The organism is Pseudomonas sp. 21LCFQ010 (assembly GCF_024129905.1).
GTDB lineage: Bacteria > Pseudomonadota > Gammaproteobacteria > Pseudomonadales > Pseudomonadaceae > Aquipseudomonas.
Map to the genome: position 1 here is coordinate 82,148 of NZ_JAMYDZ010000014.1, position 25,642 is coordinate 107,789.

Below are 25,642 nucleotides of genomic sequence, written 5' to 3' on the forward strand. Positions count from 1 at the left end.
CGGATGTTGGCCAAGCCAATGAATTTGCTGATGGTCGAAGACAGCTCGATGGACGCCGAGCTGACCCTGTTGAGACTTGAGCGCAGCGGCATGCTGATCCAGGCCCGGCAGGTGTTCGACCACTGGGGCGCAGAGCGCGCCCTGCAAGAGCAAAGTTTCGATCTGATCCTCTGCGACTGCGTACTGCCTGGCTCTTCGGGCAGCGACGTGCTGGCCATCGCGCGGCGCCTGGCCCCGGATACGCCGTTTATTTTCCTGTCCGGCATCTACGGCGAAGAACACGCGGTGGAAATGATCCGCCTGGGTGCGACCGACTACGTCCTGAAAAAGAACCTGTCATTGCTGCCCAAGGCGGTGGCGCGCGCGCTTACCGAAGTCCAGGAACGCCAGCGCCGGCGCCGGGCCGAAGAAGCACTGGCGGATGTAGAAGCGCGTGCGCGGATCGCGATTGACGCGGCAGGCATGGGCAGTTGGGACTTTCGCCCGCAGGACGGCCTGTTGCTCTGGGACGATCGCTGCAAGGCGCTGTTCAGCCTGCCCGCAGATACCGAGATGGATCTGCCATTGTTCTATGCCGGCCTGCATCCCGATGATCAGGGCGCTGTCCGTGAAGCCGTGGAACAGGCCATGGCACCGGACAGCGATGGCAGCTATCGCATGGAGTTTCGCTGTATCAATGGCAAAGAGCCGCGCTGGCTGCTGAGCAGTGGCCAGGCGCGGGTCGTCGATGGCCAGTGCGTGCGTTTCTCCGGTGTATTACAAGACATCCATCAACAGCGTCAGGCCACCCAGGCACTTAAACAGCTCAATGAAATCCTTGGCGAACGGGTCGAGCGGCGCACCCGCGAGAGGGATCGTGCCTGGGAGTTGTCGCAAGACCTGCTGGGCGTATTCAATAAGGATCTGACGCCGGTGGCGCTCAACCCGGCCTGGGAACAGGCGCTGGGCTTTAACCGCCAGGCCCTGGCGCAGATTTCACTGATGCAATTGCTGCCCGAAGATGACCGCCAGGCGTTCTGCAGCGAGCTGGCGACCCTGGCGCGCAACGGCGACAGCGTGCGTTTTACCGGCCGGATCCGCCATGCCAATGGTCAGCAGCGCTGGCTGTCATGGGTGGTGGTGCCGGAAGACACTCTGCTCTATGCGGTGGCGCGGGACATTACTGGCGAGCGTGAGGCGACCGAAAGCCTTGCCGAAGCCAATACCCGGCTGCGCGATCAGATTGCCGAGCGCGAGCGGATCGAAGCCGCCCTGCAACAGATGCAGCGCCTCGAAGCGGTCGGCCAATTGACCGCAGGCGTGGCCCACGACTTCAACAACCTGCTGACCGTGATCCTCACCGGCTCCAGCTTTCTTGAACGTGAGCTGGACAAACCAGATCTGGACAAGGCGCGGCGGCGCCTGAAGCACATCCGTGAAGCGGGCGAGCGCGGTGCCAAACTGACCTCACAGTTGCTGGCCTTCTCCCGGCGCCAGCGCCTGGAGCCGGTGCCGCTGAACCTCAACGACACCTTGAACGGCCTGGAAGAACTGCTGCGCCGCACCCTGGGCGGAAGCATTCTGGTTCGCCTGGATCTGCACGCTCAGTTGTGGCAGGCGCTGACCGATCCGACCCAGACCGAGATGATCATTCTCAACCTGGCGATCAACGCCCGCGACGCGATGCCGGCCGGCGGCCTGCTGATCCTGCGCACCCACAACACCCGCGTGCGGCAGGCCGCGCAACGGCCGGAAGATCCCGAGCCTGGCGACTACGTGATGCTGTCAATCCGCGACACCGGCTGCGGCATGAGCCAGGATGTGCTGGCCAAAGTGTTCGAGCCGTTCTTCACGACCAAGGACATCGGCAAAGGCTCCGGGCTGGGCCTGGCGCAAGTGTTCGGGTTTGCCAAACAGTCCGGAGGCGGCGTGCGCATCGACACCGAGCCGGGCCGTGGCACGGAAGTCAGCGTCTATCTGCCGGCGGTGCAGCAGACCGCAACACAGACCGAGCCGCCAGTGCCCGCTCAAGAGCCACAGAACAGCGGACATAACCGCTGCATCCTGGTGGTCGACGATGAACACCTGATCCGCGACATGCTCAGCGAAATGCTGGTGCTGCAAGGCTATCGGGTCCGTCAGGCCAACAGTGGCGAACAGGCGTTGCAATTGCTCGACGATCAGGTCGATCTGCTGCTCACCGACTTCGCCATGCCCGGCTTCAACGGCGCACAGTTGGCCCGCGCGGCGCGCGACCGTTATTCACAGTTGCCGGTGGTGTTTCTGACCGGTTATGCCGAACTGCAAGGCCTGGAATTGCCTGAAAGCCTGGTGCTGCAAAAGCCGGTCAAGCCTGATGAACTGTTCCGGGCGCTGAGCCAGATGCTGTGATGATACAGGGGTGGCGGTCGCGGCTAATGTCATGCTGGTGGCCCAAGCCAATCCTGTTCAGACAAGCATTGCGCACCAGGGGCGAGCTTGCTCGCGAAGAGGCCGGTAAACGACCTCTGCTGCGAGCTATTTCTCAAGACTCAATAGTAACGGCGACCTTGCTCTGAGCGGCACACACTCAGCGTTTGGCCGCCATTGCGGTCACTTCCACGCGCATGCCCGGCACAGCCAGCGACGCGACACCAACGGCGGCACGGACTGGCCAGGGCTTGCTGAAAAAGCGTTGATAGACCTCGTTGAAGGCACCGCGCTCATTCATGTCGGTGAGGTAGATGGTCAGGTGCAACACACGATCCAGCGAACTGCCGGCGTTTTCCAGAGCGACCTTGAGCGCCTGCAGGGTGCATTCGCTTTGCGCAGTGATGTCACCCAGTTCCAGGCTGCCATCGGCACGGGTCGGGATCTGGGTGGACACCAGCAAGCCAGCGAAACCGGCGACGTCGCTAGAGATGGACTCCGGGTCTGGATCGGGCAGGAAATCGATATCAGAATTGGCCATGTGAATCTCTGGTCAGGTGAATGAAGGCCGACCAGTGTAATGCCCTATCGCGGCTAAAGGCGAAAGCGATTTGCCGGTGAAGCGCCGCTGTCCGTTACGCCTGAACAATACCGCGAGCGCCTGGTTGGCGCTTGCCCCCTGAACCGGAGCCCTGATGAATACGCAAGACACCCTGCGCCAGCAACTGATTGGCCAACCCCTGCCCTCTTTGACCCTGACCGCCACTGACCACTCCAGTGTCGACCTCAGCACCCTGCCAGGCCTCAGCGTGGTGTTTATCTACCCGCGCAGCGGCAACCCCGAACTGCCCGCCCCGGCAGAAATGGCCAGTGTGCCTGGTGCCAAAGGCTGCACCCCGCAGGCCTGCGGCTTTCGTGATGCGTTCGATGATTTCGCCGCCCTGGGCGTACAGCGAATCTTCGGCCTCTCGTCGCAAGACACCGCCTACCAACAGGAACTCAAGGAGCGCACGCAACTGCCCTACCAGCTGTTGTCCGATCAGGACTGTGCATTAGGCAAAGCGTTGGGCCTGCCGGTGTATCAGGCCGGGCCGCTGCAAGTGTATGGCCGCGCCGCACTGGTGATCGACGACGGTCGGCTGGCGCAGCTGTACACCGAGATCCCGGAGCCGGCGCGCAATGCCGAGGACATTCTTGGCTGGTTGCGCCAGGCACAGAGCTGACGCAAACCGCTGCTTCAGAACATGGTATTGATGTTGGCCGCCTGCTGCGGGACGTTCTGGATCACGTCCCAGTGCTCGACGATCTTGCCATTGGCAACCCGAAAGATGTCCACCACGGCCTGACCCGGATCCTTGGCGCCATTGGTGGAGTGCACGTGCAGGTACACCAGGTCACCATCGGTGGCGCTGCGCACGACACGTGCCCTCGATTGCGGGTTTTCCTTGAAAAAGCCCGCAAAGAATTCCACGAACGGCGCCTTGCCATCCGGCACCTCAGGGTTGTGCTGCTTGTAGCTGTCCGCAACCAGCTGCGCGGCACCGGCTACGTCATGTTTGTTGAAGAAGCGTTCGTAAAAATCCAGCACCAGGGTGCGGTTGGCCTCTTCCGCTGCCAGGTTGCGCGGGGTAGCGGCGTGACTGGTCGCTGCCACAACAACGAGCAGCGCGGCCAGCGCCAGACCAGCCAGGGTTTTCAAGAAAGAGTCATAAGGCTTCCTGAGAGAATGAATGAGGCGCTGATAGTGGTCTGTTGGGCGGCTACGAAACTATCACCAGCCTGACATGTGAAACGATTGTCGAGGGGGCCGTATGCTGTCGCACCCGGCCCCGCTGCGGGATCAATAGCCCAGCGACAACCCGGTATTGCGCCGCGGATCGTTGGCGCCGTAGTACTTGTTGTTACCCACCGGTTTGCCGTCCAGCGAAGGCGCGCCGACCAGAATCGCCGCTACGTGATTGAGCGGTTGCGGCCCGGTGAATTTGTGGCCCCAGCTTTCGAGGATCTTGCGCGTATCAGGGCTGATCGCGAAATCTTCCAGGTGGGTTTCCTCAGGCAGCCATTGCTGGTGGAAACGGGTCGCGTCGGTGGCTTCCTGGATGTTCATGCGGTAGTCGATGACGTTGAGCATGGTCAGCAGGGTCGCGGTAATGATCCGGCTGCCGCCGGGCGTACCCACCACCATGACAGTCTTGCCGTCCTTGGTGACGATGGTCGGGCTCATGGATGACAGCGGGGTTTTACCGGGGGCAATGGCGTTGGCTTCGCCCTGCACCAGGCCATACATGTTCGGCACACCGACCTTGGAGGTGAAGTCGTCCATCTCGTCGTTGAGGATCACCCCGGTCTTGCTGGCCATCACCCCGGCACCGAACCAGTCGTTGAGGGTGTAGGTCACCGACACCGCATTGCCCCATTTGTCGACGATGGAGTAGTGCGTGGTGTTGTTGCCTTCATGGGGCGCGACGCCAGGTGCCAGGTCTTTGGAGACTGCGGCTTTCTGTGGGTCGATGGCAGCGCGCAGCTTGGCCGCGTAGTCCTTGTCGAGCAGCCGCTCGAGCGGGTTCTTGACGAAATCCGGGTCGCCCAGGTAGCTGTTGCGATCGACATAGGCATGGCGCATCGCTTCGATCTGGTAATGCATGGCCTGGGCGGAACGGAAGCCCAGATCCTTCATCGGATAGCCTTCGAGAATATTCAGGATCTGGCAGATCACTACACCGCCAGAGCTCGGTGGGGGCGCAGAGACGATGTGGTAGCCGCGGTAATCGCATTCCACCGGCGCCAGTTCACGGGTCTTGTAGCGGTCCAGGTCGGCCTGGGTAATGATGCCCTTGCCGGCCTTGCTGGAACTGACCAGGGCATCGGCCACCCAGCCCTTGTAAAAGCCGTCCTCGCCCTTGGCGGAGATTTCCCGCAGGGTGCGCGCCAGGTCTTTCTGCACCAGCTTCTGGCCCACCTGCATTGGCTTGCCGTCATCGAGGAAGATCGAGCCGGAATCCTTGATGTCCTTCTTGAAGTCTTCGGTGGCGGTCCACAGCAGGTCCACGTCGCCCTGCTCCAGCACAAAGCCGTCATGGGCCAGCTTGACCGCCGGGGCGATCATCTCGGCGCGCGGCTTGCTGCCGTACTTGCTCAGTGCATACTCCATCCCCGAGACCGTGCCCGGCACAGCAACCGCCAGGTGGCCGCGCGAACTCAGGCCCGGCACCACGTTACCGTCCTTGTCCAGGTACATGTCGGCAGTGGCAGCCAGCGGCGCCTTTTCGCGGAAGTCGAGGAAGGTTTTCTTGCCGTCAGCCATCTGAATGGTCATGAAGCCGCCACCGCCCAGGTTGCCCGCAGCCGGATAAACCACCGCCAGCGCGTAACCCACCGCCACCGCCGCATCCACGGCATTGCCACCGGCCTTGAGCACGTCGACGCCCACATGGGTGGCCAGATGCTGGGCAGTGACCACCATGCCGTTCTCGCCGGCCACTGGGGCTTGCGAAGCGGCCAGGGCCAGAGGGCTTTGGGTAAAACAGAAGGCGACAGCGACGAAGGCCGTCAGCTTGCGGTACATCATGAGCCAGATTCCTTGTTCAGTTTTCTGATTGTTTGCGGGTGTTTGCCACCCTTGGCATATGGCCTGCAAGAGCATAGCGCTAAATCAGCAAACGACGCGAACCAGGCTCAATCAACGGTGGCGGGTGGTCGAGCGCAGCTTGTAACGCTCGCCGGGGTGAGTCAGGCGCACATAGCTGACCAGATTTTCGCTGGACCAGGTTCGCCGCACCATGCACAGGCAGGCCGCACCGGGGTCGATTTCCAGCCACTGAGCGGTCCGCGCATCGGCGTGGATGGCTTCGACCACATGCTCGATATCGCTGATCGGGCAACTGGCGACCAGTACCTCGTTGGGGGTCTGCTTCGAGAAGTCGCTGGACAGGTAGTGCGGCACCCAGCGCGGGTTGACGTAGCGGTCTTCGAGCTGGATCGGCAAACCGTTCTCGCGATGCACCAGAATGCTGTGAAACACCGGGCTGCCGATGCGCAGGCCCAAACGCAGGGCCACTTCATCGTCGGCGGTAATGGCTTCACTGCGCAGCACATCGTTGGAGTAGTGATGCCCGCGGGCGCGGACCTCTTCAGCGATGTTCATCACCTCCTGCAACGAAGACTCGGCGCGTGGGTCGGTGACGAAGGTACCCAGCCCGGCCTGACGCACCAGGTAGCCCTGCTGCACCAGGTTGGTGATCGCCTTGTTGGCGGTCATACGGCTGACGGAAAAATCCCGGGCCAGTTGCTCTTCTGGCGGAATCTGGTGATTGACCGGGTAGTCGCCTTCGCGGATATGCGTCAGCAGGAACTCTTCGATCACTTTGTACCGAGGGGGTTTCGGGGTACTCACCAGTTCTCCGGATGTGTGGGCAAGGAGTCGAATAATACCCCGCAGCCCACACCTTGCCACCCGTTTTCAGTCACTGCTGGCCAGTGCCCGGCCCTGTGCCTGCGGTTTGACCCAGATCCAGTACGCCAGGACCAGCAGGCCGAGCCACACCACCCCGACCCACATGGCCGGACGGCTGTTCGGGAACCAGGCCAGCACGCCGAACACGAACAGCATGAAACCGATGGCCGCCGCCGGGGCAACCGGCCAGAACGGTACCCGGAACTTCAACTGCGCAACCTCGGCGCTGCTCATACGGCGGCGCATGCCCACCTGGGAAACCAGAATCATCAACCACACCCAGACGGTGGCGAAGGTGGCCAGCGAAGCGATGAGCAGGAAGATGTCTTCAGGGATCAGGTAATTGAGCACCACGCCGATCAGCAACGCAGCGGCCATCACCAGCGCCGTGAGCCACGGCACGCCATTGCTCGACACCTTGGCAAAGCCGGCCGGTGCCTGACCTTGCAGCGCCATGCCGTACAACATGCGCCCGGCACCGAAGACATCGCTGTTGATCGCCGAAATGGCCGCCGAGATCACCACGATATTAAGCAGCGCGGCAGCAAAGCCGATGCCCAGGTTATCGAAGATCTGCACGAACGGGCTGCCTTGGGTGCCGATCTGCGGCCACGGGAAAATCGACATCAGCACGAACAGGGTCAGCACGTAGAACAGTAGGATGCGCAGCGGCACGGCGTTGATCGCCTTGGGCAGTACCCGTTGCGGGTCCTTGGCTTCGCCGGCAGTGACGCCAATGATCTCGATGCCGCCAAAGGCGAACACCACCACGGCAAAGCAGGCGATGAAGCCGCCAATGCCATTGGGCATGAAGCCGCCGTGCTGCCACAGGTTGTGGATGCCGGTGCCGCCGTCACTCAGGCCGAAGCCGTAGAACATGATGCCCAGGCCGCCCAGAATCATCGCCACGATAGCGCTGACCTTGAGGATCGACAGCCAGAACTCCATTTCGCCGAAGACCTTGACCGTACACAGGTTCAGGGCGCCGATGAAACAGATGATCGACAGCACCCAGATCCAGCGCGGCACATCGGGAAACCAGAAGCCCATGTAAATGCCAAACGCGGTGACGTCCGCCAGGCAGACGATGATCATCTCGAACGCGTAGGTCCAGCCGGTGATAAATCCGGCCAGCGGCCCGACATAGGAGGTGGCGTATTCACCGAACGAGCCGGACACCGGATTGTGTACGGCCATTTCGCCCAGGGCGCGCATGACCATGTACACCGCAGCGCCCGCGATCAGGTAGGCCAGCAGTACCGACGGGCCGGCCAGCTTGATGGCCGAGGCCGAACCGTAGAACAGCCCGGTGCCGATGGCCGAGCCTAGCGCGATAAAACGAATATGACGGGCACTCAGACCCCGTTTGAGCCCAGTGTGGGTACTCATGTCAGTGCATCTCCGATTGTTTTTATAGTGCAGAGATGGCCGCCCCGCGTGCCGGGCGGCCTGTGCTCAATCGAGCGTCAGAGGCTAGGCAGCAGGCGCGGCGGCACCAGCGCATTGAGACAACCGCTGGCCAGCAGAGCACTGGCGGTCTCGATGTCAGGGGCGAAGAAGCGGTCTTCCTGATAGTAAGAAACTTCGGCGCGCAACAGGCTGCGGGCTTTTTCCAGCTTCTCGGAGCTCTTGAGGCCGTTACGGAAGTCCAGGCCCTGACAGGCACCCAGCCATTCGATAGCCAGGATGCCACGCACATTGTCGGCCATGGCCCACAGCCGCTTGCCGGCGTTGGGCGCCATCGACACGTGGTCTTCCTGGTTGGCCGAGGTCGGCAGGCTGTCGACACTGGCCGGGTGCGCCAGCGCCTTGTTGTCGCTGGCCAGGGCCGCTGCGGTGACCTGAGCGATCATGAAACCGGAGTTGACCCCGCCGTTTTCCACCAGAAACGGCGGCAACTGCGACATGTGGCGGTCCATCATCAGCGAGATGCGGCGCTCCGACAACGAGCCAATCTCGGCAATGGCCAGCGCCAGGTTGTCAGCGGCCATGGCCACGGGCTCGGCGTGGAAGTTACCGCCAGAGATCACATCGCCCTGCTCGGCGAACACCAGCGGGTTGTCCGACACGGCGTTGGATTCGACTTCCAGCACTTCGGCGGCTTGGCGCAACTGGGTCAGGCAGGCGCCCATCACTTGCGGCTGGCAGCGCAGCGAGTACGGGTCCTGGACCTTGTCGCAGTTGGCATGCGAGCGCGACACTTCGCTGCTGTCGGTAAGCAGGTCGCGGTAAGCGGCAGCCACGTCGATCTGCCCGCGCTGGCCACGCGCGGCATGAATGCGCGCATCGAACGGCGCCCGCGAACCCAGCATGGCTTCGACGCTCAGGCCGCCGCAAACAGTGGCGGCAGCAAACAGGTCTTCGCCTTCGAACAGCCCGCGCAGCGCGTAGGCCGTGGACACCTGGGTGCCGTTGAGCAGCGCCAGGCCCTCCTTGGCGGCCAGGGTCAGCGGCTCAAGACCTGCCACCGCCAGCGCTTCGGCGGCTGGCAGCCACTGGCCTTTATAGCGCGCCTTGCTCTCGCCGATCAGTACCAGCGACATGTGCGCCAGCGGTGCCAGGTCGCCGGAGGCACCCACCGAGCCCTTGAGCGGGATGTGCGGGTAGACCTCAGCGTTGATCAGGGCGATCAGCGCGTCGATGACCTTGCGGCGAATCGCCGAGAAACCACGGGCCAGGCTGTTGACCTTGAGCAGCATGATCAGGCGCACCATCGCATCATCCAGCGCCTCGCCGACACCGGCGGCGTGAGACAGCACCAGCGAGCGTTGCAGCTTTTCCAGATCTTCAGGGGCGATGCGGGTCGAGGCCAACAGGCCAAAACCGGTGTTGATGCCATAGGCAGTACGGCCTTCGGCCAGGATACTCTCGACACAGGCGACGCTGGCGTCGATGGCGGCATGGGCGCCGGGGTCCAGCTCGACGCGCACCGGTTGCTGGTAGGCCTGACGCAACTGGGTCAGGTTCAAGGTGCCGGGTTTGAGGGTCAGGGCATTCATCAATCAGGCTCCTTTGTTGTTCTTGCTGCCGATCATCGGCAGGTTGAGGCCCTGTTCATGGGCGCAGTCGATTGCAATCTGGTAACCGGCATCGGCGTGACGCATCACCCCGGTGCCCGGGTCGTTGGTCAATACCCGGGCAATACGTGCCGCGGCATCGTCGGTGCCATCACAGACGATGACCATACCCGAATGTTGCGAAAAGCCCATGCCTACGCCGCCGCCATGGTGCAACGACACCCAGGTTGCGCCGCCGGCGGTGTTGAGCAGCGCGTTGAGCAGCGGCCAGTCCGATACAGCGTCGGAGCCGTCACGCATGGCTTCGGTCTCGCGGTTAGGGCTGGACACCGAACCGGAGTCCAGATGGTCACGCCCGATCACCACCGGCGCCGACAGTTCGCCAGAGCGGACCATTTCGTTGAACGCCAGCCCCAGCCTGGCACGCTGGCCCAGGCCGACCCAGCAGATCCGTGCTGGCAGGCCCTGGAAGGCAATGCGCTCACGGGCCATGTCCAGCCAGTGATGCAGGTGGGCGTCGTCAGGGATCAGTTCCTTGACCTTGGCGTCAGTCTTGTAGATGTCTTCAGGGTCACCGGACAGCGCCGCCCAGCGGAACGGGCCGATGCCGCGGCAGAACAGCGGACGAATGTAGGCCGGCACGAACCCCGGGAAGTCGAAGGCATTGGCTACGCCCTCTTCCTTGGCCATCTGGCGGATGTTGTTGCCGTAGTCGAAGGTTGGCACGCCGGCTTTCTGGAAGTCGAGCATCGCCTGTACGTGCACGGCCATCGATTGCTTGGCCGCCTTGATCACCGCTGCCGGGTCAGTCTTGGCACGGTCGCGGTACTGCTCCCAGCTCCAGCCGATCGGCAGGTAGCCATTGAGCGGGTCGTGGGCGCTGGTCTGGTCGGTGACCATGTCCGGACGTACCCCACGACGGACCAGTTCAGGGAGGATTTCAGCCGCGTTGCCGTGCAGGGCGACCGATACCGCTTTGCCTTCGGCGGTGTATTTGGCGATGCGTGCCAGCGCGTCGTCCAGGTCAGTGGCCTGCTCATCGACATAACGGGTGCGCAGGCGGAAGTCGATGCTGGTCTGCTGGCATTCGATGTTCAGCGAGCAGGCACCGGCCAGCGTCGCCGCCAGTGGCTGCGCGCCGCCCATGCCGCCAAGACCGGCGGTCAGTACCCAGCGCCCGGTGAGGTTGCCGCCAAAGTGCTGGCGACCGGCCTCGACGAAAGTCTCGTAGGTGCCCTGGACGATGCCCTGGCTGCCGATGTAGATCCAGCTGCCAGCGGTCATCTGGCCGTACATGGCCAGGCCCTTGGCATCCAGTTCGTTGAAGTGCTCCCAACTGGCCCAGTGCGGCACCAGGTTGGAGTTGGCAATCAGTACCCGTGGCGCGTTGGAGTGGGTCTTGAACACGCCAACCGGCTTGCCGGACTGGACCAGCAGGGTTTCATCGTCGTTGAGTTCCTTGAGGGTCTCGACGATCTTGTCGTAGCACTCCCAATTGCGTGCCGCACGGCCAATGCCGCCATACACCACCAGCTCTTTCGGATTTTCCGCCACCTCGGGGTCGAGGTTGTTCATCAACATGCGCAGCGGCGCCTCGGTCAACCAGCTCTTGGCGTTGAGGGTGGTGCCGCGGGGTGCACGGATTACGGTGTCACGAAACGTCGTCATGGTCAGGTCCTGATACAGGGTGTTGTTCTTGTTGAAAGGGTGTTCTTGAAAAACTTGCCGTCAGCGTTCAGCCGCCTAGCGCCAGGGTATGAATCAGCCGCGCCGCCGCCTTGGCGGTGTGGCTGTCGATATCGAACGCAGGGTTGAGCTCCGCCAGGTCGATCAGCCGCAACCGACCGCTGTCACGCAAGCGCTCGATCAGCGATTCGAGCAGGTGCATGGGCACGCCCCGCGCCGCCGGCGCGCTGACGCCTGGCGCTTCGCTGGCCGGCAGTACATCGATGTCGATGGTCAGGTACAGCGCGTCACAGCTGCGGGCAAACGCGTGCAGCTCATCACCGATCACCTGCAGCGTGGCTTCGCGGATCTGGTGATCCTCACGGACCAGCACATCGAGCTCGGTTGCGCGGTTGAACAGCGCCTGGGTATTGCTGGCGCGGCTTACACCGACACAGGCATACAAAAACGGCCAGCCACGCGCGGCGCATTGCTCGGCGATCTGTGAAAACGGCGTGCCAGAGGAACGGGTCTGGCTGAAATCTCGCAAGTCGAAGTGCGCATCGAAGTTGACGATGCCGATGCGCGGGGTGTCCGCCCGCCCGGCAAAGTGCTGCGCCAGTCCCGACCAACTGCCGTACGCCACTTCATGACCGCCACCGAGCACCACCGGCAGGTGGCCGTCGTCGAGCAGCCGGCACACACCGTCGGCCAAACGTTGCTGCGCGGCCTCCAGATCAGCGTCATCACAGACCACGTCACCGGCATCGTAAGCCGGCCCCTGGCGATGCCAGGCCAGATTGGCCAGCGCCTTGCGCATCGCCAGCGGCCCGGCCGCTGCACCGGTACGGCCGTGGTTGCGGCGCACACCTTCGTCACAGGCAAAACCCAGCAGCGCCAGACCAGGGACCGCGCTCGCAGCCCAGGGCTGGATGCGCTGGTGCCAGCGCGCGCTGTCCTGCTCCGGATCGACGCGCCCGCTCCAGGCGTCCAGGCTCTGACGATCAGCGAACATAAGTAACGACTCCTGCAAAAACGCGCTGGCGCAGACGGCCAGCCTGGATGGCATAGGCAAGTTCGGCCGGGTGACGGACATCCCACAGGCACAAGTCGGCCGGTGCGCCCACGGCGATCCGACCCAGCTCCTTGTGGCCCAGCGCATAGGCCGCATGGGCGGTCATGCCGGCCAGGGCTTCGGTGGGGGTCAGACGGAAAAACGTGCAGGCCAGATTGGCCATCAGGGTCGGCAGGCAGATCGGCGAGGTGCCGGGGTTGGCATCGCTGGCCAGGGCCATAGGGATGCCGTACTGGCGCAACAGGGCAATCGGCGGCTGCTGGGTCTCGCGCAGTACATGGAAGGCACCCGGCAGCAGCACCGCAGCGGTGCCGGACTCGGCCATGGCACGTACGCCGGCCTCGTCGAGGTATTCGATATGGTCCACCGACAGGGCGCCATAGCGTGCGGCCAGCGCGCTGCCACCCAGGTTCGACAACTGCTCGGCATGCGCCTTGATCGCCAGGCCATGGGCGATGGCTGCCTGGAATACTCGCTCACATTGCGCCGGGGAAAAGGCGATACCTTCGCAGAACACATCGACGGCATCGGCCAGCCCCTGTTGCGCAGCGGCCGGGATCATCTGCTGGCAGACCAGATCAATGTAGCCGTCACTGTTGCCGACATATTCGGGCGGCAAGGCATGGGCGCCGAGCAAGGTGGTGACGACCCGGACCGGGCGCAGCGTACCCAGGCGGCGCGCCACACGCAGCATCTTCAGTTCGTCTTCAAGGGTCAGGCCGTAGCCGGACTTGATCTCGACGGTGGTCACACCATCGGCCAGCAAGGCGTCCAGACGCGGCAGGCTGGCCGCGATCAGCTCATCTTCCGTGGCAGCGCGGGTGGCACGCACGGTGCTGAGAATCCCGCCACCGGCGCGGGCGATCTGCTCGTAACTGACGCCCTGCAAACGCTGCTCGAACTCCACTGCGCGATCACCGGCATACACCAGGTGGGTATGGCAGTCGACCAGCCCCGGCGTCATCACGCCGCCCCGCCCTGCTTCTTCGGTGCCGACAGCCAGCACAGGATCAAAGTCCTTCTCTGCCCAGAGCGCCGCAACGCGGCCTTGCTCGACCAGCACGGCCATGGGCTCAGGCAGTTGCTGTTGCCCGTCAAACAGGGTGACCTCGCGCCAGAGCAGGCGCCCGGATGCAGTGGAGAGCATTTGTCATGCCTTTTCTTGTTTAATGTATATACATTTAGCGCTCATCCCGCGAAAAGGTCAACCTCCAGACAAAAGAAAGCCCGATAACTGCCACATCAGGCACAGTTAACGGGCTTATTGTATATACATATCGCTAGGCATGACGCTCAATCTGCCGCTGGTTGCGCTGTTTCGGCTAGAGCGCCACCGCCGGATAGGCCTCCAGCGGCGCCACGATCTGCTCTTGCGCCACCACCAGCGGCAAGTCACGCGAGCCTTCGGCGGTGGCCTTGACCAGCCCGAACAGCGTCGCCGTAGCCAGCTCCAGCGCGCGCGGCAGCGGCTGGCCGCTGAGCAGGCGCGCCAGTAAGGTCGCCGAGAACACGTCGCCCATGCCGTTGGGCAGTGGATGCAGGGCCAGACGCGGGGTGTTGACCAACCAGGCGCCCTCGCCGTTGACCGCCAGGGTACCGAGCTGATCGGCAGGAATATCCGGCGTGGCCAGGCTGGTGATCACCACCACATCCGGCCCACGGCCGCGCAGTTGCCGCGCGGTGCGCACCGCATCTTCAACACTGACAAGCCGGCTGCCGGTGAGCAGCTCGAACTCGAACTGATTGGGCGTGACAATCGTCGCGTGAGGTATGGCCAGGTTGCGCAGAAAATCCGGAATCGCCGGGTTGACGAACACCCCACGACCCACGTCGCCCATCACCGGGTCACACAGATAGCGCACCGCCGGGTTGTCGCGACGAATCTCGTCGACCGCCTCAAGGATCACTGCACCGATCCCCGCATCGCCCAGATAACCCGACAGCACCGCCGAGACCCTGGACAACACGCCCCGGTCACGCAACCCGGCGAGCACCTCGCGAATGTGCTCGGCATCGAACACCTGACCGCGAAACTGGCCATAGCCGGTGTGGTTGGAGAACTGCACGGTGTGCACCGGCAAGACCTCAAACCCCAGGCGCTGCAACGGGAATACCGCGGCGTCGTTGCCGACATGGCCGAGGGCGACATGGGACTGGATGGACAAGACGTACGGCGGATGACTGTGGGGCATGGCAGCAAGGGGTCCTATTGTTCAGACGTGGGGTGAGCACAATCAAGCCATCATACCGGCATGCCTGCCACTGGCCACATTCCAGGCAGGAATGCACTGGATAAAAACTATGACTTTTTCGTCATTCGAAGAAGCGGCTAAAGTAGAGCCTGACGTCGCTGGTATACCAGCGACCGACCCACCGTGACCTGAAGCCGCCGAGAAGAGGACCGCACCATGCCGCTGCGCGATGAGTTCGATAACCCGCAATTCAAGAAAGGCCTGCAAGTGCGCCGCGAAGTGCTGGGCGCTGAATATGTGGATCGTTCGGTCAATGAGGTCGAAGACTTCATGATTCCGATGCAGAAGATCACCACCGAATGGTGCTGGGGCGAGGTCTGGACCCGGCCGGGCCTGGAGCGCAAGACCCGCAGCATGCTCAACCTGGCGATGCTCACCGCCCTGAACCGCCCCAACGAAGTCCGTCTGCATGTGCTGGGCGCGCTGAACAACGGCGTCACCCCGGAGGAAATCCAGGAAATCCTCCTCCAGGCCTGCATCTATTGCGGCGTGCCCGCGGCGCTGGACAGCTTCAAGATCGCCCACGAAGTGGTGAAGAAGTTCCAGGCTGACCAGGCCAGCGAGCCGACGTAACGGCTATGGGGCCGTTTACGCGCGGCGTCGCTCGCGCAGTGAGTCAAGCCTAAGCGTCACACGTTGAAACGCCCCAACAACTGCCCCTGCTGCTGCACCTGCTCGACCATCATCGAGCACTGGCGCACCTGCTCTTCAGTACCGGCCGCCACTTCGTGGCTGAGGTCACGAATGTTGGTGGTGTTGCGGTTGATCTCTTCGGTGGTCGCGCTCTGCTCTTCGGCCGCCGTTGCGATCTGGGTGTTCATGTCGTTGATGCGCACAATCGCCTGACGGATTCGCACCAGCATCTGGTTGGCCGCACCGGCCTGTTCGGCGGTTCTGCTCGCGCTGTCGCGGTTCTTTTGCATGCGGGACTCGGCTTGCTGCACGCCAGACTGCAACTGGTCGATCATCTGGCGGATTTCCTGGGTCGATTGCTGGGTGCGCGACGCCAGGGTCCGCACCTCATCGGCCACCACGGCAAAACCACGTCCTGACTCACCGGCACGGGCGGCCTCAATCGCCGCGTTGAGCGCCAGCAGGTTGGTCTGCTCGGCGATGCTGGTAATGACCCCCAGAATCGACTCGATGTTGTCGCTGAACCGCGCCAGCTCCAGGATCGCCTGGCCGGTTTCCTCCATTTCGACCGCCAGATGACGGATCGCCTCGGTTGAACGCTGCACCACGTGTTCGCCGCTTTCGGCTTCCTGATTTGCCGCCAGTGCCGCCTGCGCGGCGGCCTGAGCGTTGTGGGCCACGTCATCGGCGGTCGAGGACATTTCCTGCATCGCAGTGGCCAACTGATCGAGCTCCTGCAACTGACGCTGCAAGCGGCTATCGGCCTGGGTCGCTTCGCGAGAGGTTGCTGCGGTGCTCTCGCGCACTTGGCGCGACGAGCCCAGCACCTGACCGATCAAGCCTTGCAGGCTTTCGAGAAACAGGTTGAATTCCCGGGACACACTCGCCACTTCATCGTTGCCATGGGCAGGCAAGCGGCGGGTCAGGTCGCCCTCACCGCTATTGACCTCTTTGATCGAACGCTGCAACAGATCAAGCGGCTTGAGCAGCTGCTTCATGAAGGTACTCAACAGCAGCAGGCTGATGATGACCCCCAGCACAGTGGCGATGATCGCCCACTTGCTCAGGTTGTCGGCCTCGGCCATGACGATCTTTTCATCAAGTACAACCCCGATGTACCAGTCAGCACTGCGCAGGTTGGTCAACGGGGTGAAGGCCACCAGCAGGTCCTTGCCATCAACCTGAACCTCCTGAAGTTTGCCGGTCAACGTCGGCTGCTGGCCGGCAAACAGTTCGCTGTAGTTTTTGGCGTTGAGCTCTGTGTTGGGGTGCGAAATGATATTGCCGTTCTTGCTGAGCAAAAACGCGTAGCCCGCCCCGTTGAAGTCCAGGGTGTTGACCGCATCACTGATCGCCTTCAACCGAATATCGCCGCCCATCACGCCCAGGAACTGGCCGTTATCACGCAGCGGCACCACGGCGGAAATCAGCGTTTCCTGGGTCGTCGAATCCACATAGGGATCGCTCAGCACGGCTTTGTCGGCTGCCTTGCCGGTTGCATACCAGGGCCGTGTGCGACCGTCCCAGTCGGCCTTGGGCTTCCAGGACGAAAGATTGGAAATGGGTTTGCCATCACTTTGCAGCGCGCCGAAGATCATGATGAATTCATCGCTGAGCATCGGGCTGTGGATGACGCGTAATACATGCGCGGGGCTGTAATCGCTGTCGATGTTCTGCGCCACCAGATCGATGAGTTTGAGCTTGGCTCCCAGCCAGTTTTCAATCTGCCGAGCCAGCGCACCACTGGACTCGGCAATGCTGGCAGAGACCTGACGGTCCAGTGAACTGCGCACCTGGGTGACCTGGGAAACCGATAACAGACCGGTGGTGAGAAACAATACAGCTGCAGCGGCCATGCTGACTTTATGGACGATTTTCAACGGCACACTCCCTTGACTAGCCGGACAACAAAATCTGTCGCGCAAGGTAATGGCGATTTGAAATCAATACAATCCACTTAAATACAAACTTAATGCTCACAAACGGCATTTTACACTTGCGTTACATTACGGCGCGCAACGAGGTGGATGCCGTTGAACAGCGGCCAATAGCTGTTGGAACGCTCTGCGTCGCGGGTTACCGCGGCGCATGAGACGTTTGGAGGATGGACGCTGCGCGGCTGAGCCTGATAGTGCCGCGCATTGGCAGGACGAATGATCAGATTTTTGAAACAGGCGCTTGTTGTGACATTTTGTAAAATCCAGGCTGAAAATCTGCTCACCACGCTCAGCGATTCAACCATCCGGACACCTTTGAGTCAGCCGGATTTGGCCTGTTGCTGCTGGAAGCTGATGACCAGAAACTCTGTCGGATGCACGACTGCGACCTTCACGGATACGTTCAGGTAGCCGTTGAGTAAATCGTCGGCGGTCATCGTGCTTCCCAAACCTACATCGACTTGAAATGCATCCGCTGGTGAGGCTCCTTGCAACCCGCCCTCCTGCCAGACCTGGGTCAGGAAACTGGTAATCATGGATTTCACTGCAGCCCAGGTGTTGGCATCGTTGGGCTGGAAAACATAGGCCCTGACGGCCTGTTTTATCGATTGCTCCAGGAAAATCACCGTGCGCCGTACTGAAATGTAGCGCCAGTCCTGGCTGTTGCCGTCCAGGGTTCTCGCCCCCCAGACCAGAATGCCCTGACCGTTGAAAAAGCGGATGGCGTTGATCGACTCGCCAGACACCGCGTCGATATTCAGATTAGCCTGCTGAGCGTCCGTTAAGCGGATCGGCAGGTCGATGGCGCCCATGATCCCGACGTTGGCCGGTGTTTGCCATACTCCGCCGTTGTTGTCGTTGACAGTGTACACACCGGCCATCGCACCACTGGCCGGCAGCAGGTTGGTGCACGCCAGCACCTGAGTGACGATCTGGCTGTAGACCGCGCTGGCACTGAGCAATGCGGCTTGCAACTGGCTATTGCTCATCGGGTTGGCCGGCGGATTTTGAATCATCTCCAACAGCTTGGCCGCCGCCGGATTGGGTGCCGAAGGCGGGTTGAGCAGCGCAGCCAACCGGCTGACATCACCACCGAACAGGTTGGTGAAGTCGATATCCGCCTGCTGCATGATGGTAGTGCCGATAAACGGATAGTAGGCCACGCCGTAGCTCAAGCCATTGCTGCCCGTATTATCGCGGAAGGTCTGGATGTCTTGTGTGTACAGAACCGGGTCCGGATTGGCACCGCCAATCACGTCGAACACACACACTGCCGTGCCCATCTGCTGAGCCTGCAACAGCATGCCTTGCATCAGCGTGCCGTTGTCGGCAACCGACAGCAGTGTGGCTTCAGGGCAGATGTACAGGGTCGGTTCCGGTTCGTTGCGCAATAAGGCCAGACCGCGTTGCAGATCAGTCAGTTGCACATTGGGATTGACCACCGCAGCGGCCGGGGCTGCCAGCGGCTTGTGGCTGGCAGGACCATAAGTGCCCACCGCCACGATGTAGGCATCGCCGCCACCATTCTGGTAGAACAGCCGCACACTGTTGTACAGGTAATAAAGGGTGTTGGGGTCAGGCAACACCACATAACACTGGCCGTTGAGGGTCAGGGCGTCTGCGGGCGCGGGTTCCGACGACTGCGGCACCAGATAGTACTGCGGGCTGTATTGCCGTGCCGGGTCCGCCGGTGGCGGCGGATTATCAAGCATGAACAACGCCTGAAACTCGGCGAACGAGGAAATTTTCTGCGCCTTGTTATAGAACGACTGGCCTTGATAGTCCGCCCGTGGCGTGTAGCCGATGAACGCCGGCACCGCCGTGGCTACCGGCACCACTGAATTGGGGAAGGCGTTGACTTCATTGATGTATACGCCGGGTGTTGAGTAGCTGGTAGCCATTGCTCGTCCTTGAAAGGTCATGGATGGAGTGGACGTATGGGCGGAGTCGGTACGTGTGACTGCACGTCAACTACAGACTTGCACACCCTTAAACACAATTTGAATGCCTTCGCTGTTTTTGATATTACGACAATATCACTCAGGACGCTGCGAATGGATAACACGCAACAACGCTTGGCCAGTGCCTACCACGAAATACTCAAAGGGCTGCCACAGCACTGGCTTGATCGTAGCCGATCCCACGAAGCGCAATACGCCAAGCTTTCTGGCCTGTTCCTGCCGGGCACCTCGCCTGACTACCAATGCGCACCGCAAAAAATTCTGGTGGTCGGGCGTGAAACCCGCCGCTGGGACGTGCTTAAAGGCGAAGAAACATTCGAGAGCCTGGAAACGTATATCTGCAAAGCCATGGCTACCCAGCAAGACCACCTTGCCAGGTTCATAACCCGCCCCAGAGACCGGGGCGAAAGTTTCTTCAATCTGCTGCGCGATCTGGCCGACCAACATGGTTCTGCAGCTATCGCCTGGGCAAATCTGTTCTGCTTCGCCTGGAACAAGAAGTCTCCGGTGCGCTGGGAGCACTTCAAAAAACTGTTGGCAATCTCAGAGCAGTTGCTTAAAGCCCAAGTAAAGATCCTGCAGCCCGACATCATTATTTTCGCGAACGGTGCCAGCAGTGCAAAGTTTCGCCAAGGCTACTTTCCTCACAAGGGCGAATCGAGTGTATGCAGCGAGCTGGGCGATTTCTGCGAGCAGGGAATCGCGCTTAATCAACTCTGGCGATTCAAGCTACAGCAGCGTATTCAATGCTATCGAATTCAGCATCCAAGCAGCATCAGCACGGCCTCTCGCGCTGCGCGTCGTTTTTTGCTGGAGCAGTTACGCATCAGTACAGAAGGCAGATGAACGCTATCGGGCACCATCAAGAACGTCAGCGAGGCAGTCAGCGCCAGACATCCAGACCAGCCCTGCGTGAATGCAGACATGAAGCGGTGAACGACAGAAACCTGCAAAAACGAAAAAGGGCGACTACCTCTCAGTAGTCGCCCTTCTCTTGGTCTGGCTCCACGACCTGGACTCGAACCAGGGACCCAGTGATTAACAGTCACTTGCTCTACCAACTGAGCTATCGCGGAATGGGTGCAATCATACTGCCCTCATTTTTCCTGTCAATACTCATGACAAAAAAAACCAGAAAAATCAGTAGGTTCGCATGCTCACCTGCATCCCAGCGCGCTCAGTGTCGGGCACCATCAAGCTTGGGGTCCACAGTCGCGGGTCAGACCAGTTGCCAAAAATTCGAAAATCCGCACCACAGCTTTGACGGCCACCTGCCGTCACAGCCTGCAAATTAGTGCCTTTGTGCAATCAAGTCAAACAGGTTTGCCGATGTATATTTTTGTTTAATTCAGGCGATCGTGTTTATCAGTTCACGCATCTGGGTTTGATTGACAGCCACATACTTCATGGTTGTAGCAATGTTCTGATGCCCCATGATGTTCTTCACCGTATGAATATTGCGATCAGGATCACGCATCAACTCGGTGGCAATGGTGTGCCGCAATCGGTGCGGGCTTATTCTTTCAGGTGAGTGGCGTGACAAGCGCTTGAAAAAGCTGGATAGCTGATTCATGTCCATGGTTTTTCGGGAGTGCCTGTCAGAAAAAACGTTGACATTAAACAACTGCTGCTCGGGAGTGATGTGCTTTTTGCGTGCATTGAAGATTAGCTGTCGAAGGTAAGGCACCAGATTGTCATGAATAGGAATTTTCCGCTCATGATAGTTTTTTGAAAACTCGGCAGACACCCGCAGCAACCCTTCCTGCAGGTCAATATCGCAGGTTCTTAAATTCAGCAGCTCGTTGGCGCGAATGCCGGTACAAACCAAAACCTCAAATACAGTTCGCCAGAACCACGCCGGGTGAATCTCACTCAGTTGCTGCCACTTGGTCTCCTGCGTGTGCAAGACATCCAGGTATCCCCTGGCAAACTTTATGGTGGATTTTTTCACCGTCTTGTTGGGTCGTTTGAGGCATCGCACCTGCAGGTTTTCGAACGGGTTGTTGATGCCTTCCATCATCCCTGTCTGCAGGCCAAACTGGTAGAGAATCCGTAGCTGGCGCATGTAGGTATTCCAGCTCACAGCCTTCAGGTTGACGTCCAGAACCTCCATGCGCCACTGAAGAATCGCCTCCCTGTCGATTTCGTCCAGCAGACAATCCCCAAACCGTCGAATAAGTGCCCTTGCAGCGACGCCATACGAATCGCACGTGCTCTTTCTCAAGCGTTTTTCGGCAATATAAGCTTTGAGCAAATCTGATATCGAACACATTACAGGTCTTCCCCTTTTTGTGATGACGTCAACAATTCGAGGTAGGGATTGTCGTAGGGCACCGTTGCAAACAGATCCGAAGGCTCTTTGAGTAGATAGCCTTTAAGCGTACGTGCCTTGCGCGGCCCTTTTATTTCACACGTCCATATGTTCAATCCGTCATGCCTCTTTTCGTGCAGCCCGAGCTTTTCAAAAGCACGCTGCACCATTCGCCAATCGCTGACGCCTTCTTTCTTTGCAATAGCTGCCAGATCCACATGCTCCTGGGCATAGCGCTGAAAGAGCTCAGGCGTTACCAGGAAAACCGTACCTGCAACCGTATGAACTTTGGCCCTTGCATCATTGATGACTATTTTATGGTCGATCACCCCTTTTTTGAGCCAGCCCATGAAGGCATGCCCCAGTGTAGATCCACTTGCACCTAATTTAAGCGGTTCAGTGGATTTAAAGAGTTCTCTTACAGGATTACAGGAATCATCATCGGGATGACTTTGAACCACGTCACAACGATCTGATACATTCGCCCCGTCTGCGCGTTCTGCAGGCGTAGTAAAACTTAGAAGACTGAGTAAAAGTTCGACCTCATCACCGGCTTTATCGTCTTTTAGCTCCGACACCTGCTTTGCAGTGTCTGCTTGCTTGCGATCATGCGTGACGACATTGGTGTCTGGCGCGGCAGACTTCTTGCCCTCGCTGCCCGGATGTTTGCCCGCGTCCGTTTGTGCGGCCGAATCACACTCGCCTGGCGTAACAGCACCTGAAAATACGGCGGGTCGCTCAGTGTCTGCCCAAATCAATACCGGCGAGAGCTTGATAAACGTCAAGGTCTGCTGCCAGCTCCCGCCAGTCACCGTGGCTTTCCAGATAGCCTTGCCCGACTCGTTGGGCAAAATCAGGCCTTGATCTTGCAGCAGATTAAACAGCGTCGGGTTTGAAGCCGGTATGCCCTCTGTACCTTGCGCGAGCAGGTGAGCCCGCAGTTTGTCAGCGACGGTTTTGCTGACCAGCCAGAGCGCATCCTGGGTCAGCCAGCCATCTGCGGCACCTGATTCATTCAATTTGAGCTGCTCAGTCACCAGCAAGCGCAGCGCATCGACGAGTTGACGCTGCAAAGAACTGATCGGCGCTCTGGCAGCCCTATCAGGATTCGCACCAAGCTCCTGAGCAACGGATGCGCGATCAGCCTGGACGACCAGTTCGCCAAGAATTCCTGCATGCTCATACTGCCCTGCCAGCAGAAAAATGAACGGCGTCCAGACTTCACGAACCGCACACAACCAATCCAGAACATGCGCTGGCAGGATCTGCATGTAGACCAGCCCGGCTGCCGCACCATGCAGCCGGTACTCACGCTCTGCCCGATAGCGGATACGGTAGTCCGCCGAAATTGCGCCGTGCCATGGATACCAAGGCTGGCCACCTTCCAGAATGACATCCACGTCCACAACGATCTTGCCGAGATCATGCAACAGAGCCGCATACGCAATCGCTGCAGTCCAGACATCCGCCTGCGCGGCCTGCGCTTCAGGTGCTGCGCCCAATGGCAACAGATACGACTGCCGGAGCTTGAGTGCATAGGCAACGATCTCAAGCCCGTGATCAAGCATGCCGCCCGGATAAGCATGATGATGATTCTGCGATGCAGGAATCTGTTGGACCATCTGCGCGAAACGCTGAATGGGCTCCATGTACAAACGCTGAAACTGCTCACGCGACAAGCAGGTCTTTTGCCAGATGTGCTCCAGAATGCGCCGCCGACGTGGGGTGTCGAGCAGTTCGGAAGCATTCATTGGACGATGCGAACCATCTTGCAGAGGCGCTTCAGCTATCGGAGCAGAGCCTTTTGCTTGTCTCCATTTCAGCGGCCAGATCATTTCATCCTCGAATCCAGTTTGATGAGAGCCTTTTTCTGTCCAGGGTCAGATTGCAGTCCTTTGCAGATAGGCCTCTTACCCTTGGCTGCCCTTCCCTTGCCCTTTGCCATTTCCTTTTCAGGGGTCTGCATTAGGCGGACTGGGTCAGATGCGCTCAAGGTGAAAACTGGTTCAGGGTGATCCTCAAAAGGTGGTTGCCAGAGGGTTTGATGACGCGGACTGGGCCAGGTCGAGCATTTCGTAATGGCATAGACTTGGGCCATTAACGAATCAAGGTGCTGCACCTATTCGACAACCGTGCAATATTTCTATTTTCAAGAGATGATTGGCACTACGCCACTATCAATAAGGACATGCTCCGTGGAAGCGTCTACAACCATCCGTAATATGATGGCAAACAACCGAATCGTGGTTCCTACCTACCAACGCGCCTACGCTTGGGAAACGCCTACAGAGAACTCGAACCGGACCACGCAAACGGATGTATTCCTTCGTGACCTTGAGTCATACCGCAACAGCAAAACTCGGACTCCATATTACTTCGGACATTTTCTATTTGAGGAGACGCAAGGGGAGTTCAGAGTAATTGACGGTCAGCAACGTCTAACCACAATCAGCCTATTCTTAGCGGCACTATTCACATGCCTACAGCGTAAACGAGCGCTTACAGAAGATGAGCAGGACTGCTATAAGGACCTAATCAAGCAGGAAAGCCAGATCCGCCTCAAGACAGTCCAATATGACAATCAAGTTTTTGTCGATTATGTTATAAACCAAACCAGGCAAGACGTACCTTCTTTAAAGACGACCTCAGCTAAACGGCTAATCACGGCTTTCGATTACTTCAGAATAACGCTAAGCAGTCAATCTGAAGAATATCTGACCGACATGCTGAAAATCGTGTCTGAAGCTTCATGTAGCACGCACCCTGTAAGGGATGAAGCTGAAGCAATTCAAATGTTCATTTTTCAGAATAATCGAGGCAAGCGACCATCCAACCTAGAGGTAGTGAAGGCGCAATTCATGTACGCCATACATCTACACGGTTTGGACCAGCACCACAAAGACAGTCTCATTGAGGAGGTAAAAAACCGGTTTGAGACCATTTACAAGTCAATATCGGCGATTGAGTACCGAATCAATGAAGATGATGTGCTGCAATACACCCTTCGCGTTTACTTTAACTCTCTTTGGGAAAGCGCCGCGCTTGATCGGGTCGAAAAAATGTTGTCTGAGCCGGAACCGCTCTTATTCGTACAGTCGTTCACCAATTCATTAGCAATAAGCTTTGAGCATCTGTCGCTTTTTTTTGGCGAGGACGAACGAAACCATTTTCCGATCCATTCGCTGATAAGCTTAAGCGGGATTGCTATTGCACTTCCATTTATCCTGAAAGCCTATCAATTCGGCCTAGGCACCTCTAGCAAGAACAAACTTTGCGTAGCTTTCGAGAGCCTAATTATTCGTCACCGCCTAATTGGCACGCGCGCAGATATCACTTCCCGCATTAATGATGTTTATGAGGGATTCACTACTGACAACCCATCAATAGACCCTATTCTTGATCAGATTAGTCGACTTAAAAGCACGAAGGATTGGTGGTGGGCTTATTGGAACGATGAGAAGTTTCTCGACGCTTTAGACGGGGGGATTAACCATAGGACCGCCAAGCATCTGCTATGGAAGTACGAGGTACATCTTCAAATATCTGGCCAGCGCGGCTATAAACTAACGCGCTATAGTGATGTTGAACGCCCAGAGCTGGAGCACATCGCTCCCACCACTGAGCCATCGGCATCCCCCCACGGTTACGACACCTATGATGAGACCTTCAGAGAGGAGTATCTAAACTGTCTCGGCAACTACCTACTCCTGCCCAAATACCATAACTGTGCGGTCGGCAACATCCCGTTCAAACAGAAACTGGAAACCTACACCTACAACTTCCAGCAGCGAGAGATCGCGAGCTTCGTGAGTAATGGTCGAGTGTGGGGACAGGACGCCATCCAAGAGCGACATGAAAAAATCGTAGCAGCCCTGATGACCATGCTTTAACTTTATCGGATGAAACGACTCGGCTTTTGAGTACCCCACGTCTTGAACTCGTGGGGGCCA

The 25,642-nt window shown here is 59.4% G+C and carries 20 protein-coding genes and 1 tRNA gene; 5 read left to right on the forward strand and 16 right to left on the reverse strand.

What is annotated here, in order from left to right:
* Nucleotides 1-3: 3 nt before the first annotated feature.
* Nucleotides 4-2,370 (forward strand): hybrid sensor histidine kinase/response regulator, encoded by a 2,367-nt coding sequence (locus NJC38_RS16940; protein WP_253115992.1) that lies wholly within the window; start codon nucleotides 4-6, stop codon nucleotides 2,368-2,370.
* A gap of 178 nt (nucleotides 2,371-2,548) precedes the next feature.
* Here the strand turns inward: NJC38_RS16940 and NJC38_RS16945 are convergent, their stop codons facing one another.
* On the reverse strand, nucleotides 2,549-2,929 hold the full coding sequence (locus tag NJC38_RS16945) for a RidA family protein (RefSeq protein ID WP_045492343.1): 381 nt from the start codon (nucleotides 2,927-2,929) through the stop codon (nucleotides 2,549-2,551).
* A 154-nt stretch (nucleotides 2,930-3,083) separates the two neighbouring features.
* On the opposite strand from NJC38_RS16945, the gene NJC38_RS16950 reads away from it, so the two are divergent.
* Nucleotides 3,084-3,611, forward strand: a complete 528-nt coding sequence (locus tag NJC38_RS16950) for a peroxiredoxin (protein WP_253115994.1) — start codon at nucleotides 3,084-3,086, stop codon at nucleotides 3,609-3,611.
* A 14-nt stretch (nucleotides 3,612-3,625) separates the two neighbouring features.
* On the opposite strand, the gene NJC38_RS16955 is transcribed toward NJC38_RS16950, so the two are convergent.
* From NJC38_RS16955 to pdxY, 9 genes are all read right to left on the reverse strand, one after another.
* Complete coding sequence (locus NJC38_RS16955) at nucleotides 3,626-4,087, reverse strand: nuclear transport factor 2 family protein (RefSeq protein WP_253115996.1); 462 nt, start codon at nucleotides 4,085-4,087, stop codon at nucleotides 3,626-3,628.
* 141 nt (nucleotides 4,088-4,228) lie between these two features.
* Nucleotides 4,229-5,956, reverse strand: coding sequence for a gamma-glutamyltransferase (gene ggt / locus NJC38_RS16960; protein WP_366856081.1), 1,728 nt, complete (start codon nucleotides 5,954-5,956; stop codon nucleotides 4,229-4,231).
* A gap of 111 nt (nucleotides 5,957-6,067) precedes the next feature.
* On the reverse strand, nucleotides 6,068-6,781 hold the full coding sequence (gene hutC / locus NJC38_RS16965; RefSeq protein WP_045492348.1) for a histidine utilization repressor: 714 nt from the start codon (nucleotides 6,779-6,781) through the stop codon (nucleotides 6,068-6,070).
* A 66-nt stretch (nucleotides 6,782-6,847) separates the two neighbouring features.
* Nucleotides 6,848-8,230 carry an amino acid permease gene (locus NJC38_RS16970; RefSeq protein ID WP_045492350.1) on the reverse strand — a complete coding sequence of 461 codons (1,383 nt, stop codon included), beginning with the start codon at nucleotides 8,228-8,230 and terminating at the stop codon, nucleotides 6,848-6,850.
* A gap of 77 nt (nucleotides 8,231-8,307) precedes the next feature.
* Nucleotides 8,308-9,840, reverse strand: coding sequence for a histidine ammonia-lyase (hutH, locus tag NJC38_RS16975; RefSeq protein WP_045492352.1), 1,533 nt, complete (start codon nucleotides 9,838-9,840; stop codon nucleotides 8,308-8,310).
* Nucleotides 9,841-9,843: 3 nt separating this feature from the next.
* Entirely contained in the window at nucleotides 9,844-11,526 is a 1,683-nt protein-coding gene (gene hutU, locus NJC38_RS16980) for a urocanate hydratase (RefSeq protein ID WP_253115998.1), read from the reverse strand.
* 67 nt (nucleotides 11,527-11,593) lie between these two features.
* A complete protein-coding gene (gene hutG / locus NJC38_RS16985; protein ID WP_253116000.1) occupies nucleotides 11,594-12,538 on the reverse strand; it encodes a formimidoylglutamase in 945 nt (314 codons plus the stop codon).
* Nucleotides 12,528-13,745, reverse strand: a complete 1,218-nt coding sequence (gene hutI / locus NJC38_RS16990) for an imidazolonepropionase (RefSeq protein WP_253116002.1) — start codon at nucleotides 13,743-13,745, stop codon at nucleotides 12,528-12,530. The genes hutG and hutI overlap by 11 nt, the downstream gene beginning before the upstream one ends.
* A gap of 175 nt (nucleotides 13,746-13,920) precedes the next feature.
* Nucleotides 13,921-14,790 carry a pyridoxal kinase PdxY gene (gene pdxY / locus NJC38_RS16995; protein ID WP_253116004.1) on the reverse strand — a complete coding sequence of 290 codons (870 nt, stop codon included), beginning with the start codon at nucleotides 14,788-14,790 and terminating at the stop codon, nucleotides 13,921-13,923.
* A 216-nt stretch (nucleotides 14,791-15,006) separates the two neighbouring features.
* Between pdxY and NJC38_RS17000 the strand changes: the two genes are divergently transcribed.
* Nucleotides 15,007-15,423: a carboxymuconolactone decarboxylase family protein gene (locus tag NJC38_RS17000; RefSeq protein ID WP_253116006.1), complete on the forward strand. Its 417-nt coding sequence runs from the start codon at nucleotides 15,007-15,009 to the stop codon at nucleotides 15,421-15,423.
* 56 nt (nucleotides 15,424-15,479) lie between these two features.
* Here the strand turns inward: NJC38_RS17000 and NJC38_RS17005 are convergent, their stop codons facing one another.
* The 3 genes from NJC38_RS17005 to NJC38_RS17015 all read right to left on the reverse strand — a co-directional run bounded on the left by NJC38_RS17005 (nucleotide 15,480) and on the right by NJC38_RS17015 (nucleotide 19,321).
* Nucleotides 15,480-17,363, reverse strand: coding sequence for a methyl-accepting chemotaxis protein (locus NJC38_RS17005; protein WP_253116008.1), 1,884 nt, complete (start codon nucleotides 17,361-17,363; stop codon nucleotides 15,480-15,482).
* 110 nt (nucleotides 17,364-17,473) lie between these two features.
* Nucleotides 17,474-17,725, reverse strand: a complete 252-nt coding sequence (locus NJC38_RS17010; protein WP_253116010.1) for a hypothetical protein — start codon at nucleotides 17,723-17,725, stop codon at nucleotides 17,474-17,476.
* Nucleotides 17,726-17,740: 15 nt separating this feature from the next.
* The gene (locus NJC38_RS17015; RefSeq protein ID WP_253116012.1) at nucleotides 17,741-19,321 is read right to left on the reverse strand and encodes a phage tail sheath C-terminal domain-containing protein; all 1,581 of its coding nucleotides are present in this window, start codon (nucleotides 19,319-19,321) and stop codon (nucleotides 17,741-17,743) included.
* Between the two features lie 153 nt (nucleotides 19,322-19,474).
* Between NJC38_RS17015 and NJC38_RS17020 the strand changes: the two genes are divergently transcribed.
* Nucleotides 19,475-20,227, forward strand: a complete 753-nt coding sequence (locus NJC38_RS17020; protein WP_253116014.1) for a hypothetical protein — start codon at nucleotides 19,475-19,477, stop codon at nucleotides 20,225-20,227.
* A gap of 154 nt (nucleotides 20,228-20,381) precedes the next feature.
* On the opposite strand, the gene NJC38_RS17025 is transcribed toward NJC38_RS17020, so the two are convergent.
* The 3 genes from NJC38_RS17025 to mobH form a co-directional block, all read right to left on the reverse strand.
* A tRNA-Asn gene (locus tag NJC38_RS17025) sits at nucleotides 20,382-20,457 on the reverse strand.
* Between the two features lie 272 nt (nucleotides 20,458-20,729).
* Entirely contained in the window at nucleotides 20,730-21,653 is a 924-nt protein-coding gene (locus tag NJC38_RS17030; RefSeq protein WP_253116016.1) for a site-specific integrase, read from the reverse strand.
* A complete protein-coding gene (gene mobH, locus NJC38_RS17035; RefSeq protein WP_253116019.1) occupies nucleotides 21,653-23,527 on the reverse strand; it encodes a MobH family relaxase in 1,875 nt (624 codons plus the stop codon). The genes NJC38_RS17030 and mobH overlap by 1 nt, the downstream gene beginning before the upstream one ends.
* A gap of 360 nt (nucleotides 23,528-23,887) precedes the next feature.
* Between mobH and NJC38_RS17040 the strand changes: the two genes are divergently transcribed.
* Nucleotides 23,888-25,582 carry a DUF262 domain-containing protein gene (locus NJC38_RS17040; protein ID WP_253116021.1) on the forward strand — a complete coding sequence of 565 codons (1,695 nt, stop codon included), beginning with the start codon at nucleotides 23,888-23,890 and terminating at the stop codon, nucleotides 25,580-25,582.
* The last annotated feature ends 60 nt before the right edge of the window (nucleotides 25,583-25,642 follow it).